We start from the raw sequence: 13,459 nt of genomic DNA, 5'->3' as shown, positions 1-13,459 counted from the left end.
AAGACCAGTAACACCTAAGAGCCATCGAGGAGAGAACATGAGTTTCAAATCGCGTTTAGTGTTGTTCACCAGTTTGTGGTTTCTGCTCGTGAGTGTGGTGATTGCTTACACCTATAATTGGCAAAAAGAGACCATAGAACAAAGAACTAAACAAAGCTTACATAAAGAGCTCGCGGTTCACATGCGCGATGATAATCCTCTGATGATTGGTACCGACTACAACCCTAAAGCGCTCAAATCCATATTTCACACCTTGATGTTAATAGGGCCAGATTTCGATATCTACTTCCTCGACAGTCAGGGCAAAATTACGACTCATGCTGCGCCGGAAGGCACTGTGTTAGCCAACCAGATAGACTTAGCACCCATTAGACAATTTTTAAATGACGAGCCTTATCCGATTCTTGGCGAAGACCCTATCAATCCTGATTCTCGTAAGGTGTTTTCCGTTGCTGCGATTGAAGAGTTGGGTTCAACAGTTGGGTATCTGTATGTGTTGATTGGCAGTAATCGCCATACCGTGATTGCTAATTCGCAAGTCGACACACCTTATATGGCGCTAGCAGGACTTATGCTGATCTCTATCTTAGGTTTTGCGATTGGGGCTTACCTGCTCGTGAAGCGCAGCCTCTTAAACCCTATCGAAGAAGTTACAAACAAGCTGCAACAACAAGCAGAGCAAGATTTTCGATTGGACCCGAACTTCATTCATCAAGTACCAGAATTGGTGCCGATTGCACGCTCGTATCAGTTGATGGCGAAGCACATTCAACAGCAATTTTTGCAACTTGAATATCAGTCGTCACACCGCAGACAAAGCTTATTACAGCTCAGTCATGATTTGAAAACGCCATTGTCGAGTGTATTGGGGTATCTAGAAACGTGGAGGATTCAAAACCCACATTCGGATCCACTCATAGATGTGGCATATCGCAATGGCAACAAGTTATCTGAACAGCTCCATTCGCTGTTAGATAGCGCCAAGAAAGATAACCCGGTACCCACATATCAATACGCTTCAATCGATTTCAATGGGCTGATGAGCGAATGCTTAGAAACGATACAAAGCAAATATCGCCATAAAAATGTTGAGTTGAACATTAATATGCCTATTGGAATCAAGGCTGTGGGTGACAGTGATCTGCTTGAGAGGTTGATTTTGAATCTGTTAGATAATGCATTGAGGCATAGCCCAAGTGGCACTGTGGTGTCGTTAGATGTTGGTTTTGAAGCGGATTCCAAACGGGTGAAGGTGGTGATTCATAATGAGGTTGAACTGGAAGCGCCGAATGGTTCTTTGGGAATAGGAACCAAGATCGCGCAGTCGATACTGATGTTACATCACAGCGTGCTAGAAACAACAAAGGCAGAGAACTCCTTTCAGCAAAGCTTTTATTTGCCTTCGGTATAGCTCTGTCTGCCTTCGTTTAGCTCGATGTATACTTACGTAGAACTAACGTTAAGCGTCTTTTCTGTCTTCGTTGCCTTCGTTGCCTTCGTTCACTTTCGCGTAGAAGTGAAGTAGCTCAGTTAATTCTTTAACCCAGCCAAACGCATCTTTAGGTGCGTTGTTTAAGATCTTTTCTACTTTCTCACAGTGCACTTCGATTGCGATTGCTTCTTCAAGGTTGAAAGAAATTGAGTAGAAGTGCCAAAGCAGTAGGCGAGTCATTCGCTCGATGTTCTGTTGCGAGTTATCCGACTCTGAGAAGGCTAGGTTTACTTCACCAAGCGCGATAGCTGTCATTCGAAGCATTGCGTCAAATTTCGCTGATTGCATGCGTTCTTCGCTGGTGACTTCTTCTTGCTCGAACGTAAACAATTCCGTCATTGCATCTTCAGGTACAAGGCGATGAATCATTCTTAAACTAAATTCTTCTAGTTCATGGCGAGGCATGGTGATTAAGCAATTTAAGGTGTAGTCGCGTTGCATGGTGTTCTCTTGGATCTGCAAAAAGGTCGGACAGTTTAATGGAGAAGCGAGTTTAGAAAAAGCAGATTTTAGATAAGCCTGCGTTGGCAGGCTTATCTGTGTACTACAAGCCCTAAAATCGATGCTTAGGGGAACTGTATTTAGGTTTGAACGCAGTATCAGGCTTTGCTATGGCTTGGCGGTTGGTACTGCATCGACTGGTCGTTTCTCATGAATATGTTGCTCGCGACCAAACTGCCGATGCAAATAGAACCAAGGGCGAGCCAAGTCATCGCATCAGGAATCTCGTTGAATAGTGGGATCGCCAACAAGGTCGCCACTGCGGGTGTTGCACTGCCAAAAGCGGCAGAGCGTTCAGCCCCTAAGGTATTAACCGCATAAAGGTAAGTGAACGCAGCGATTAAACCCGCCCCAACGCCTTGCACTGTTGAATGAACGGCAAGCTCCGTGAAGGGCCAATTAGCGATTGGTGTGTCCATTAGGTGGCTTGGGAGGGTTCCAGTCAGGATTAGGACGAGTAAAAGCAAAGTAGAACAGAGAGAAATAAAACCGGCACTGACTAACGCATTAAGATTAGCGACACGGGCTGAGATGGTGAACATCGCCCACATTAAGCTTCCGCATAAAAACAACAAATGACCTTTGGTGTATTCGAAGTTGAAGCTGCTTAAGCTACTCCCTAAAAACAACAGTATGCCGAGCAAAACCAAACCTAAACCAACAACACGATGTCGGCTGAGTGGCTGCTTAAAAAAGAGTACCGCAATTCCTGTAACGAACAGAGGAAGCGTGCCCGGAACAAGAGCACTGCCATGAGATACCGGAACAAACTGCATGGCCGTTCCGGCAACAAGCAGATAAGGTAATCCGCTACCTACGAACATACCCGTTAGATACCGTTTAGGGACGACGGCAATTGCGCTGCGTGCTTTCCACATCAAAGGCAATAACACCAAAGCCGGTATGAGAAATCTTGTGAGAGCGATATCGGCAGGTGTTAAATCTGAATTTGCGCCGCCTTTAAGAGAAAGAAAAAAGCTCGCCCAAATGAGTAGGGTGACAGTAATAGATAAGTAGCCAAGATTCATAATATAGAAGGAGAGTGGGTGATGACTCATTATGGAACAGTTGGTGTGCCACAGGTTGGCAAGTTTTGGCTAAACTTGAACTATCGTTGATGATTTCTGCTAATATTCACCAAATAATTAACGGATTTAACTAATGTTTGGCATTTACTATGGATAGAATTGATAGGCATCTTCTCGAACTGCTACAAAAAGATGGCAGGTTAACCACGGCTGAACTTGCTGATGAAGTGGGTTTATCACCTTCGCCTTGTGCAAGACGAGTCAAAAGGCTAGAAGAAAAGGGCATTATTGACGGTTATCGTGTGAGCTTGTCACGAGAACAAGTCGGCATCGCAATGAGTGTGTTTGTTGAGGTGAGCCTAAACAACCACCAAGAAGTGTCGATAGATAAGTTTGAGGCGGCTGTTGTAGAGATGGAAGAGGTGATCAGTTGCCACGTTGTATCTGGGGCTTATGACTATTTGCTAGAAGTGGTTAGCCCGAACTTGATGGCCTACGAGGCATTTACAAGAAAACTTCAAAGGCTCTCTAACGTGAAAGATATTCATACCCACCTTGCGATAAGACAAGTAAAAGGCAATGCACCACTGCCAATTTATACCGATTAAGCCAAACTCTGAGCAGTAACACGAAGGCAGAATGAGCTGAAAACGAAATGGTTTACTCCTGAAGTAGAAGCGCGGTCAATATCAAAAATCATCCATTAAGTGTCAGGCTTCAGGCAATAAAAAACGGAGCACCTCGTGAAAGGTACTCCGTATATGATAGGTGCAAAACTTAGTGATACTTAAAGTTAGAGATTGAACAATCCCCAGTTTGTGCATTAATTCTGAATGAAAAAGCATGTGAATGATAATCCACGCCGTCATTCCAAATTGTCTCTCCAAATATCTTACATAGCTCTAGCTCACTTACTGAACCGAACTCTTCCATGTGTTTAGCTACAGATAAAAGTTTACCTCTTATCTCTGCAGTCCATTCCGTGTTACTCAAGCAGTTGAAAGCCATAGTCTTTTGCATATTACCTAGCCAAAATGTTTCTTGTTATTAAGTTATATGAAGATTCATGATAACAATTTTCTGGCGTTTGTAAATCTATTTTGTGATGAATATCTCACATACTCGCTTGCATTGGTCGGAAATTGAACTTCATTGTTGATAGATAGCACATTACTTTTACAACCTATTGATAAAGCTTTGATTAACGAGTTCTTAGAATATTATGAATGGGATTGAGCATATTTATCGGAAAAGTCCGGTCGAACGAGTGAGAGAATCTAATGGTGATTTCAGTTTGATGCATCGTTTGCTGGTTGGTTTATGTGGCGCGCTTCATCAATCATCGTCGCTTCTCTGCGGTATTTTGAAGACAGCTGACGGAATTTTTCACTGAGTGTATGGAGATCTCGGGAGAGTGATTGTGAGCTTTGTACGTGCACCTTTGCGCTTTCTGCCTGGCGCGGGAGTCTTGCTTTGGTGCAGTGTTTGGCGACGGCTTGCCATGAATACGCTAGAGAGTCAGCGCCTTCAAGTTCACTAGACACAACATACGCCTGTTGTAGCAAAACCTCGGAGACGTCATACGCGGTATTCATATGACTATTGAGCTGCACATTAAACCTTTCTTCATACTTTGCCCAAAGCTCAATGATCTGCTTTTCATTAAAGTGTTTAGATAACAATGTCTGTGACTCATAGGTTGAAAGAACTTGGTTGAACTCTTTGGTGTACTGATTATAGCGACCTTCAAAAGAGAGCTGACGATCCAACAGTGTTTGCCAGTTTTCACGGTCACAATGATTCGCTAGAGCGACATTGGCACTAAAAGTTGCGCTTACAATGATAATCTTCCCCCAAAAACTCATGACTTTCCTCTACTTACCGTGCGCTCTATTGAGAGTATAGATGAGCAGCAGCATGAGTTGATGTACACTTGAGACATACCTATAACGGAAGAGCTGGTGGATTTGATGAAAAAAGCGCTGATCGCTTTACTTGTGTTGTTGATATTGGGCGGAGGGGGAGGAGCGGCATACTACTTCTTGGTCATGAATAAAGACCCAATCCCACAAGAGAAAACGGAAGAGCCGGCGTTAGAAGCTACCGAGCAATCTGAATCTGAGCTTGTACCCATCATGGATCTTCAGCCTGAACCCGAGCAGACGGAATTTTACGTTTTGGAGAGAAAGCTTGAAGTGGTCGAGCAACCTGAAATTGATGGCTTGATAACAGATTACCTCTATAAAGGGGAAAAGGTGGTGGTACTCGAGAAACAAGGCGAATGGGCACGTATCTCAGACTATATAGTCCTTAAAGAAGGCGGCCCACAGACGGCGGAATGGGTCTCTATGTCAGGCTTATCGAATGATGAAGTCATTATTTCGGAAAAAGAAAGCAAAGAGATATTGGATTCCTATTTGGTTAAGTCTGATGACCTCAAGATCCATCAAGAAAAATTCCGTAATTCGGTGGCTAAACTGATCTCTGAGGGGGAGTGTGCCCCAAGTGATTTTGAAGAATTAGGCGGATGGGTGAAATCTGTTAAGTACAGCAATCGAGATGTCTATTTTATTTATTGTGGTGGGTTGTCCCTTGAAAACAAAATTTATCTTGATGTAAATACAAATGAAATATTTACGAAGTAAAAATCGCCCCATTTTAAGTGTTGGACGTATTAATATTCTTTAGGGTTACCGTTCATAAGTAAAATTTTTGAAATCTTACTTTATCGCAGAGTGGGCTTCTTTATTGGCACCTCATTATATTTAATCCGATATAAGCAGTATCTGGCTATTCCGTTTAAACAATGGGTCTACAGTTTTTATGGTATGAGAGTATTGTTGTCGGGATTCCGTAAGCAGGTGCTGCCGATTCTTGATAAGGAAGATGTCGATAAAGAGAACGTCGATCCAGAAGCTTCGGAAAACCAAGCTTAACGTTTTGCCTCTTACTTAACAGTAGGAATACCTTAACAGTCGAAATACGAAGCACCAGACAATAAAAAAAGCCACTGAAATCAGTGGCTTTTTCGTATCAACTCATATCAGAATTATCTGGTAGAAGTTGATGGAATCTCGATTGTTAATCGATTTCTTTGTCTTTACCCATAGATAAAATCCAAAGAGATACGGCTGCAACACCTGCAAAGCCACCAAGAATGATAACTGGCATAGCGCTGTAACCTAGGATGTGCCAAATTACGCTTTCTAAAGTACTCATTCAATCGCTCCTTATTGCCAGCCTTCAACGCCGTGCATGTCTGGTAGTTTGTGTGCAATACCTTTGTGACAGTCTACACACGTTTTTTCACCAGAAGCTAGCGCAGTCGAGTGTTGTTTCGCACTACGGGGGCTCTGCTCTGAGAAGTCCATGTAATCGAACTGGTGACAGTTACGACACTCAAGTGAATCGTTCTTCTTCAATCGAGCCCATTCGCGTTCCGCTAGGTGAGCACGACGTGCTTTGAACTTTTCTTCAGTATTGATGGTTTTCGCAATAAAGTGTGCGTATAGCTCTTTAGATGCTTGAACCTTACGAACAATTTTATCTGTCCATTCATGAGGAACGTGACAGTCTGAACAGATAGCACGAACACCAGAACGGTTAGAGTAGTGAATTGTCTCTTGGATTTCAGCAACGATAGGTGCGTGACAGCCAGAACAGAATTCTTCCGTGTTGGTTGCCTCCATACCCGTGTTGAATGCACCCCAGAACAAAAGACCACCCGAGAAACCCAAGAACAAAACAACGCCTACGGCTGCTTTGCTTGGTGTCGCAAGTCTTTTCCAAAACGCTTTAAGTAATTTTATCATATATAGCCTCTCTTACAGTCCGGCTACGATTAACGCAGTGAATCTACAGGTTTGAACTCGTTCTCAACTAGTGGCTTAGCATTAGCTTGAGGTACGTGACACTGTAGACAGAAGTAACGACGAGGTGATACGTCTGCAAGTACCGCATCTTCACGGTTCATGTAGTGAGTTACACTCACTTTAGTAGCACCCATTTCTTTTGCGTTTTTCCAGCTGTGGCAAGAAAGACACTTGTTAGCGTTAAGAGAAACTTCATAGCTACGAATAGTATGAGGCACTAGAGGTGGTTGGTATACGTAGTCACTCTCAAGTACTTGGTCACGAGGGAACTTTTTGAAGTCATCTGCTGCGCGAGTTGCTTCAAGTTCACTTGCACCACGTAGAGATTCTACGCCACCAATGCCGCCTGGGTTATCCAGTTCAGCTTCAGCTTGAACTGCACCAGCTAGCAAAAGACCAGCTGATAGTAGGGCAGTAATCAGTTTTTTCATGGTTAATTTCTCCGCCTAAAGGCTAATTCTTTGAGTGGACTACTTCTTTCAAAAAGTAACGAAAAAAGCAGTCGCAATATTAAAAACGTCAGATCTACGAGCTAAGTGGTAAGAACATATTGTCCTTAAGCGACCTTAGTGATCTTAACTGGACACTTCTTGTAATCCGTCTGTTTAGATAGAGGATCCGTTGCATCCAAGATCAACTTGTTGATCAGAATTCTTGCATCAAAGAATGGTACGAATACCAAGCCTTGTGGTGGACGGTTACGACCACGAGTTTCAACACGAACGCGTACTTCACCACGTTTGTTTTCGATAAGAACTTCATCACCACGGCGAAGACCACGAGCTTTAGCATCAGCAGGGTGGATGTAACAAAGTGCATCCGGTACTGCTTTGTAAAGTTCTGGTACACGACGAGTCATAGTACCTGTGTGCCAGTGCTCAAGAACACGACCTGTACATAGCCACATATCGTATTCATCGTTTGGTACTTCAGGTGGCGCTTCGTATGGTGCATTGATGATCAGTGCTTTACCATCTGGTTTGCCGTAGAAGTCCCAATCAGAACCTTTCTTAGCATATGGATCTGAACCTTCTTTAAAGCGCCATAGTGTCTCTTTACCGTCAACAACAGGCCAACGTAGACCACGAACTTGGTGGTAGCGATCGTATGGTGCTAAATCGTGACCGTGGCCGCGACCAAAGGCTGCGTATTCTTCGAATAGACCTTTTTGAACGTAGAAACCTTGAGCTTGTGCATCGTCGTTAAGCTCTTGAGCTTCAGACAGTGGGAATGCATCAACGTTGCCGTTTTTGTAAAGCACGTCGTACATGGTTTTGCCACGGTACTCAGGCATTTTCGCAACCAGTTCTTCACCCCAAACTTCTTCAATAGTGAAGCGCTTAGAGAATTCCATGATTTGCCATAGGTCAGACTTAGCTTCACCTACAGTTTTCACTTGTTGGTACCATGCTTGTGTACGACGCTCTGCGTTACCGTAAGCGCCTTCTTTCTCAATCCACATTGCTGTTGGAAGGATGAGGTCAGCCGCTTGAGCTGTTGCCGTTGGGTACGGGTCAGAACATACAATGAAGTTATCTGGGTTACGGTAACCTGGCAGACGTTCAGTGTTGATGTTTGGACCCGCTTGCATGTTGTTGTTACACATTACCCAGTAAGCGTTGATTTTACCGTCTTTCAACATACGGTCTTGAAGAACAGCGTGAGCGCCGGGTACCGGTGGAATGGTGCCTTCTGGAAGTTTCCAGATATCTTCTGCAATTTTACGGTGTTTAGGGTTAGCAACCACCATATCGGCAGGTAAACGGTGAGCGAATGTACCAACTTCACGCGCTGTACCACACGCTGACGGTTGGCCAGTTAGTGAGAATGGGCTGTTACCTGGAGTAGAAATCTTACCTGTAAGAAGGTGGATGTTGTACACAAGGCTGTTCATCCATACGCCACGAGTATGTTGGTTCATACCCATAGTCCAAAGTGACATTACTTTGATGTTTGGATCGGCATATTGCTTAGCCAGCTTGATAAGGTCTTCTTGAGGTACACCTGACATTTCAGACGCTTTCTCAACTGTGTATTCAGCAACAGACGCTTTGTAGTCTTCGAAAGAGATAGCAGTCATTTCGCCTGAGTTAGGGTTTGCGGCTGCTTTCTGTAGTGGATCATCGTCACGCAGACCGTAACCGATGTCTGTCGTTGCTTGCTTGAAGTTCGTGTGCTTGTTCACGAAGTCCCAGTTAACCGCATCGTTTTGGATGATGTAGTTTGCGATGAAGTTTGCGATCGCAAGGTCAGACTGAGGGTTGAAGATGTAACCCGTGTCTGCAAGCTCGAAAGAACGGTGGTAGTAAGTAGACAGTACGTTTACTTTAACGTGTGGGTGGCTTAGACGACGGTCTGTAATACGAGTCCATAGTACTGGGTGCATTTCTGCCATGTTTGAACCCCACAGTACGAATGCGTCTGCGTGTTCAAAGTCATCGTAACAACCCATTGGCTCATCAATACCGAAAGTGCGCATGAAGCCTACTACAGCAGAAGCCATACAGTGACGAGCGTTTGGATCTATGTTGTTTGAACGGAAACCCGCTTTCATCATCTTAACGGCTGCGTAGCCTTCCATTACTGTCCATTGGCCTGAACCGAACATACCAACACCTGTTGGACCGTTCTTCTTAAGAGATGCTTTCCATTTCTCAGCCATCACGTCGAACGCTTTGTCCCAAGATACTGGTGCGAAATCACCATCTTTATGGAACTCGCCATCTTTCATACGAAGAAGAGGCTGTTCTAGACGGTCTTTGCCGTACATGATTTTTGAAAGGAAGTAGCCTTTGATACAGTTAAGGCCTTTGTTTACTGGTGCTTCTGGGTCGCCTTGAGTCGCAACCACTTTGCCGTTTTGAGTACCTACTAGTACCGAACAGCCCGTACCACAAAAACGACAAGGCGCTTTATCCCACGTGATTTTTGTTTGATCAGAGCTAGCGATCAGGTTGGTTGCTGTTGCCGGTAGTGTTACACCTGCAACGGCTGCCGCTGATGCAGCTGCGTTTGCTTTCACAAACGCACGTCTTGTCATTTTCATACTTCACCCTCAAGTTGAGAATTGTTGCTTCCAGTTTCTAAATCCGTTTCGTCGAGTCCAGTTTCGATTTGGTGATAAACCAAAGCTGTCCCCAAAACGTTCTTAATGTTGTTTATTGCTTCGATGGTGTCCGTTACAAAACCTTGGTTTTCAGTTTCTAGGACCACGATGATTTTGCCTTCAGGGCTATCTCCGTAGATTTCAGCGTTATCGAATTGCTCGATCTCCGCTTTGATCTCATTTAGATGCTCAGGGCTCACATGCACGACTAAACTTGATATATGCACTTCATTTAGTGCCATAAATTGCTCTCGTTATTTTTGTTTTATGCATTACTCACAAGAATAGCCGAAGTAGGGCAAATTGCTACGCAGGCGCCACAACCGCTACACTCATCTAACTTGATTTTTGGTAGAGCAACACTGCCTGCTCTAAGTTGAAATTGAATGGCCATAGGTTCACACATGTCACCACAGCTTCGGCATTCAACATTTTGTTGCGCTAAACACTTATCAGAGATTTGTGCTTTTGCTTGCCAAGGCTCTCCTTGCTTTGGCTTAAAAATGGGTTCGGGACAAACATCTGCACATTGATAGCAGAACGTACACTCATCAATAGAGAAATCTACAGTGGGAAAACCACCATCGCCTACAATGATTATCTTAGTCTCACAACTCTCGATGCATTTACCGCAGCGAGTACAGTCATCTGTAAAGCTTTCTAGGCTGTCAATCCAAGGCAAACGAATCTGGCTTGAGTCAACTTTTCGTCTTGAAAAAAGACGGCGTTTTGATAGATCTACCACTAGATACCTATAGATGTTACTAAGATGTTGTAATTGTAGGTCATTATTCTATTAATATCTTGTAATGAGTCCTCACAAGTAGTGTAGTTTTAGAAACAATTGTATAAATACCCCCTAAGGGCTAATTGGGGGCATATATTGTCTTAGATCAATAAATTACGGAGCGAGTGATCACATATTGAATGGAGCTATGATTTTTGATGTGTGACAATACGATATCGCTGGCAAGTCATTTATCAATAGGAAGGCACTTTTGCTTATAAAACCGGTTTCATCTGTAACAAGTACGATAGCAAAATCTTTGCTCTCTATACTGCTGTTGTCGGTTGCTACGACTGGCTTTGCCATCTTTACTTTGGCTTCAAGTTTGAATGATGCGGAAGCGGTTAACGTGGCCGGTTCAATGCGAATGCAAAGCTACCGTTTAGCCCATGATATTCAAATAGAATCTGTCGATTATGAATCTCATATTCGTGAATTCGAAAGTTCTCTTTACTCGCCATCCATGACTAATTTGGTCAGTTGGAATGTTCCGACAGACATCACAGAAGATTACTATTTAATTATCGGCCGTTGGCATGAGCTAAAACAGGTCTTGAATAGCGAAGAGCGCGATCACTATCTCGTGTTGGTTGAAAACTTCGTGGCTGAAATCGATGGCTTCGTTTATAAGCTGCAAGAGTTCTCTGAAGACAAGTTAATAAAGTTAGCGTGGGCTGGTGGTATCGGCCTTGGTGGGATTCTGGTCATATCTCTTTTTGTTGTTCACTTTGTACGTAAACAGGTTGTTAAACCGCTACATGCTCTTGTCGGTGCGAGCCAAAGAATCAAAAACAGCGACTTCGAGGTAGAACTCAAGGTGACCAGTAACAACGAAATGGGCATTTTGACCAAAACCTTCAACTCGATGGCCAAAGATTTAGGCGTGCTTTATCGAAACCTTGAAGATGTGGTGGATGCAAAGACGATTGAGCTGCAAAATGCGAACCAGTCGCTGCAGGCACTTTATAACTCGTCACAAGAGCTCACGGTGACGCGTATTGCTCCTGAAAACTTCCGAGCTATCTTGCAGCATCTCGTGAGCTTGGAAGGGATTGGATCACTGAGGCTCGAGATTGTCGATAACTCAGGCCGTTCATTGATTATGGATGAAGGTTACGATTCGAATTTAGACTACGAAAAGTTTGAGATGAAACTCGACGATAACGAACTTATTCTCGGCTATTTATACTGTTCATATCACCACGGGCACTCAACTAAAGCTCTGATCGAAAGCTTCATTCAACTGCTATCGAGAGCGATCTACTACAATCGTGCTCAAAAGAAAGCTGAACAGCTTATTATCATGGAAGAGCGTGCCACGATTGCACGTGAACTCCACGATTCATTGGCTCAATCACTGTCGTACTTGAAAATTCAAGTTACACTATTAAAGCGTGTGATTGGCAAACTGCCAGAGCAACAGCACCGAGAGCAATCTGAACAAATCGCGTCTGAGATCGGAAACGGCTTAGCCGACGCTTATACCCAGTTAAGAGAGCTACTCACCACATTTAGGTTGACCATTAAAGAGGGCAACTTTGGAGACGCCTTAAGTACCATGCTTGAGGCGCTCAGCGAGAGAACCGATGCGAAGATTAACCTCACTAATAATCTCTCATCGATCGAGCTTGATGCGCATAGTCAGGTTCACTTGCTTCAATTGATTCGTGAAGCAACAATAAATGCAATAAAACACGCCAATGCCGACTTGATAGATGTATGCTGTATCGATGAGGACGGTGAAGTATTAGTCGTGATAAAAGATAATGGAGATGGCTTTGACTCAAGTAGTTCCAAGGTGAACCACTACGGGATGAGCATTATGCAGGAGCGTGCGGCAAGACTGAATGGCGACTTGACGATTGAAGCGGCGCAAGGTGAAGGCTGTACAGTCATATTGAAATATAAAAGTTTGAAGGAAGTTAAAGTTGACGATTTGTAAAGTAATGCTGGTTGATGATCATCCATTGATGCGCAGAGGTATAAGCCAATTACTGAGCTTTGAAGACGAATTCGAAGTGATTGCAGAAGCAAGTAACGGCACTGAAGCGGTTGCTCTTGCTCATGAAGAAGAACCTGATTTGATCCTTTTGGATCTCAATATGAAGGGCATGTCTGGTTTAGATACCTTGAAAGCACTTCGCACTGACGGTTCTAGCGCAAACATTGTTATTCTAACGGTTTCTGATAGCCCTGCAGACATTGAAGCGATTGTAAAAGCAGGCGCTGATGGCTACTTGTTGAAAGACACTGAACCCGATGAGTTAATTGAACTGCTTAAGCAAGCACACAGCGGTGACAAGGCTTACAGCAGTGTGGTTGCTCGTTACCTAAATGATGCTGGAAGCCGCAATGATATCTTCGAACAACTGACTGAACGCGAAATGCAGATCCTTCAAGAAGTCGCGAAAGGTTACCGCAATAAGCAGATCGCTGATCACCTGTTCATTTCTGAATCGACAGTTAAGGTACATATGAAGAGTCTACTGAAAAAGCTGCAAGTGCCTTCCCGTACCGCTGCCACGGTTCTGTATCTAGAACGCTATGGTGAAATGAAGTAGGGCTTGGTCCTTTGAGATAACACTATTTCAAGCCTGACTGTTTATACATGTCTCGATAGTTTTGACGATGTGAGAAAGTGACATTAAAAAAGGCGCTGAACTTACTAAGTTC

The 13,459-nt window shown here is 43.8% G+C and carries 15 protein-coding genes; 5 read left to right on the top strand and 10 right to left on the bottom strand.

Going from position 1 to position 13,459, the window contains the following annotated elements; all coding sequences use genetic code 11:
- Nucleotides 1-37: 37 nt before the first annotated feature.
- Nucleotides 38-1,411: a sensor histidine kinase gene (locus AB4623_RS11435; RefSeq protein ID WP_372146419.1), complete on the top strand. Its 1,374-nt coding sequence runs from the start codon at nt 38-40 to the stop codon at nt 1,409-1,411.
- Nucleotides 1,412-1,459: 48 nt separating this feature from the next.
- Here AB4623_RS11435 and AB4623_RS11430 read toward each other — a convergent pair whose 3' ends face one another.
- Nucleotides 1,460-1,933, bottom strand: coding sequence for an exoribonuclease R (locus AB4623_RS11430; RefSeq protein ID WP_102333499.1), 474 nt, complete (start codon nt 1,931-1,933; stop codon nt 1,460-1,462).
- A 158-nt stretch (nt 1,934-2,091) separates the two neighbouring features.
- Entirely contained in the window at nt 2,092-3,021 is a 930-nt protein-coding gene (locus tag AB4623_RS11425; protein ID WP_017064490.1) for a DMT family transporter, read from the bottom strand.
- A gap of 149 nt (nt 3,022-3,170) precedes the next feature.
- Here AB4623_RS11425 and AB4623_RS11420 point away from each other — a divergent pair, with 149 nt between their 5' ends.
- Nucleotides 3,171-3,629, top strand: a complete 459-nt coding sequence (locus AB4623_RS11420; protein ID WP_017062622.1) for an Lrp/AsnC family transcriptional regulator — start codon at nt 3,171-3,173, stop codon at nt 3,627-3,629.
- A 169-nt stretch (nt 3,630-3,798) separates the two neighbouring features.
- On the opposite strand, the gene AB4623_RS11415 is transcribed toward AB4623_RS11420, so the two are convergent.
- Together AB4623_RS11415 and AB4623_RS11410 are read right to left on the bottom strand one after the other, a co-directional pair.
- The gene (locus tag AB4623_RS11415; RefSeq protein ID WP_017062621.1) at nt 3,799-4,041 is read right to left on the bottom strand and encodes a hypothetical protein; all 243 of its coding nucleotides are present in this window, start codon (nt 4,039-4,041) and stop codon (nt 3,799-3,801) included.
- Nucleotides 4,042-4,310: 269 nt separating this feature from the next.
- Entirely contained in the window at nt 4,311-4,886 is a 576-nt protein-coding gene (locus AB4623_RS11410; RefSeq protein ID WP_372146417.1) for a hypothetical protein, read from the bottom strand.
- Between the two features lie 96 nt (nt 4,887-4,982).
- Here AB4623_RS11410 and AB4623_RS11405 point away from each other — a divergent pair, with 96 nt between their 5' ends.
- Nucleotides 4,983-5,666: an SH3 domain-containing protein gene (locus AB4623_RS11405; RefSeq protein WP_017064492.1), complete on the top strand. Its 684-nt coding sequence runs from the start codon at nt 4,983-4,985 to the stop codon at nt 5,664-5,666.
- Between the two features lie 436 nt (nt 5,667-6,102).
- On the opposite strand, the gene AB4623_RS11400 is transcribed toward AB4623_RS11405, so the two are convergent.
- The 6 genes from AB4623_RS11400 to napF all read right to left on the bottom strand — a co-directional run bounded on the left by AB4623_RS11400 (nt 6,103) and on the right by napF (nt 10,744).
- Nucleotides 6,103-6,240, bottom strand: coding sequence for a TIGR02808 family protein (locus AB4623_RS11400; RefSeq protein ID WP_010430103.1), 138 nt, complete (start codon nt 6,238-6,240; stop codon nt 6,103-6,105).
- Between the two features lie 11 nt (nt 6,241-6,251).
- Nucleotides 6,252-6,833 carry a NapC/NirT family cytochrome c gene (locus AB4623_RS11395; protein ID WP_009845456.1) on the bottom strand — a complete coding sequence of 194 codons (582 nt, stop codon included), beginning with the start codon at nt 6,831-6,833 and terminating at the stop codon, nt 6,252-6,254.
- Between the two features lie 29 nt (nt 6,834-6,862).
- On the bottom strand, nt 6,863-7,324 hold the full coding sequence (locus tag AB4623_RS11390) for a nitrate reductase cytochrome c-type subunit (RefSeq protein WP_017062614.1): 462 nt from the start codon (nt 7,322-7,324) through the stop codon (nt 6,863-6,865).
- 125 nt (nt 7,325-7,449) lie between these two features.
- On the bottom strand, nt 7,450-9,939 hold the full coding sequence (napA, locus tag AB4623_RS11385; RefSeq protein WP_372102959.1) for a periplasmic nitrate reductase subunit alpha: 2,490 nt from the start codon (nt 9,937-9,939) through the stop codon (nt 7,450-7,452).
- Nucleotides 9,936-10,241, bottom strand: a complete 306-nt coding sequence (locus tag AB4623_RS11380; protein WP_008219286.1) for a chaperone NapD — start codon at nt 10,239-10,241, stop codon at nt 9,936-9,938. The genes napA and AB4623_RS11380 overlap by 4 nt, the downstream gene beginning before the upstream one ends.
- Before the next feature lie 23 nt (nt 10,242-10,264).
- Nucleotides 10,265-10,744 (bottom strand): ferredoxin-type protein NapF, encoded by a 480-nt coding sequence (napF, locus tag AB4623_RS11375; protein WP_017067052.1) that lies wholly within the window; start codon nt 10,742-10,744, stop codon nt 10,265-10,267.
- Nucleotides 10,745-10,997: 253 nt separating this feature from the next.
- On the opposite strand from napF, the gene narQ reads away from it, so the two are divergent.
- Together narQ and AB4623_RS11365 are read left to right on the top strand one after the other, a co-directional pair.
- The gene (gene narQ / locus AB4623_RS11370) at nt 10,998-12,728 is read left to right on the top strand and encodes a nitrate/nitrite two-component system sensor histidine kinase NarQ (protein ID WP_017062610.1); all 1,731 of its coding nucleotides are present in this window, start codon (nt 10,998-11,000) and stop codon (nt 12,726-12,728) included.
- Complete coding sequence (locus AB4623_RS11365) at nt 12,715-13,347, top strand: response regulator (protein WP_017062609.1); 633 nt, start codon at nt 12,715-12,717, stop codon at nt 13,345-13,347. Before narQ ends, AB4623_RS11365 begins: the two co-directional genes overlap by 14 nt.
- Nucleotides 13,348-13,459: the final 112 nt, after the last annotated feature.

It is taken from the genome of Vibrio sp. 10N.222.52.C12, assembly GCF_041474215.1.
Classification (GTDB): Bacteria; Pseudomonadota; Gammaproteobacteria; order Enterobacterales; family Vibrionaceae; genus Vibrio; species Vibrio crassostreae_C.
The sequence above is the reverse complement of the archived record's forward strand: the minus strand, read 5'-3'. Positions and strand labels throughout refer to the sequence as shown.

What these genes read in the sequence shown, in the direction of transcription:
- AB4623_RS11435 (WP_372146419.1), top strand. Translation starts at nt 38, where the DNA reads ATGAGTTTCAAATCGCGTTTAGTGTTGTTCACCAGTTTGTGGTTTCTG.
- AB4623_RS11430 (WP_102333499.1), bottom strand. Translation starts at nt 1,933, where the DNA reads ATGCAACGCGACTACACCTTAAATTGCTTAATCACCATGCCTCGCCAT.
- AB4623_RS11425 (WP_017064490.1), bottom strand. Translation starts at nt 3,021, where the DNA reads ATGAATCTTGGCTACTTATCTATTACTGTCACCCTACTCATTTGGGCG.
- AB4623_RS11420 (WP_017062622.1), top strand. Translation starts at nt 3,171, where the DNA reads ATGGATAGAATTGATAGGCATCTTCTCGAACTGCTACAAAAAGATGGC.
- AB4623_RS11415 (WP_017062621.1), bottom strand. Translation starts at nt 4,041, where the DNA reads ATGCAAAAGACTATGGCTTTCAACTGCTTGAGTAACACGGAATGGACT.
- AB4623_RS11410 (WP_372146417.1), bottom strand. Translation starts at nt 4,886, where the DNA reads ATGAGTTTTTGGGGGAAGATTATCATTGTAAGCGCAACTTTTAGTGCC.
- AB4623_RS11400 (WP_010430103.1), bottom strand. Translation starts at nt 6,240, where the DNA reads ATGAGTACTTTAGAAAGCGTAATTTGGCACATCCTAGGTTACAGCGCT.
- AB4623_RS11395 (WP_009845456.1), bottom strand. Translation starts at nt 6,833, where the DNA reads ATGATAAAATTACTTAAAGCGTTTTGGAAAAGACTTGCGACACCAAGC.
- AB4623_RS11390 (WP_017062614.1), bottom strand. Translation starts at nt 7,324, where the DNA reads ATGAAAAAACTGATTACTGCCCTACTATCAGCTGGTCTTTTGCTAGCT.
- napA (WP_372102959.1), bottom strand. Translation starts at nt 9,939, where the DNA reads ATGAAAATGACAAGACGTGCGTTTGTGAAAGCAAACGCAGCTGCATCA.
- AB4623_RS11380 (WP_008219286.1), bottom strand. Translation starts at nt 10,241, where the DNA reads ATGGCACTAAATGAAGTGCATATATCAAGTTTAGTCGTGCATGTGAGC.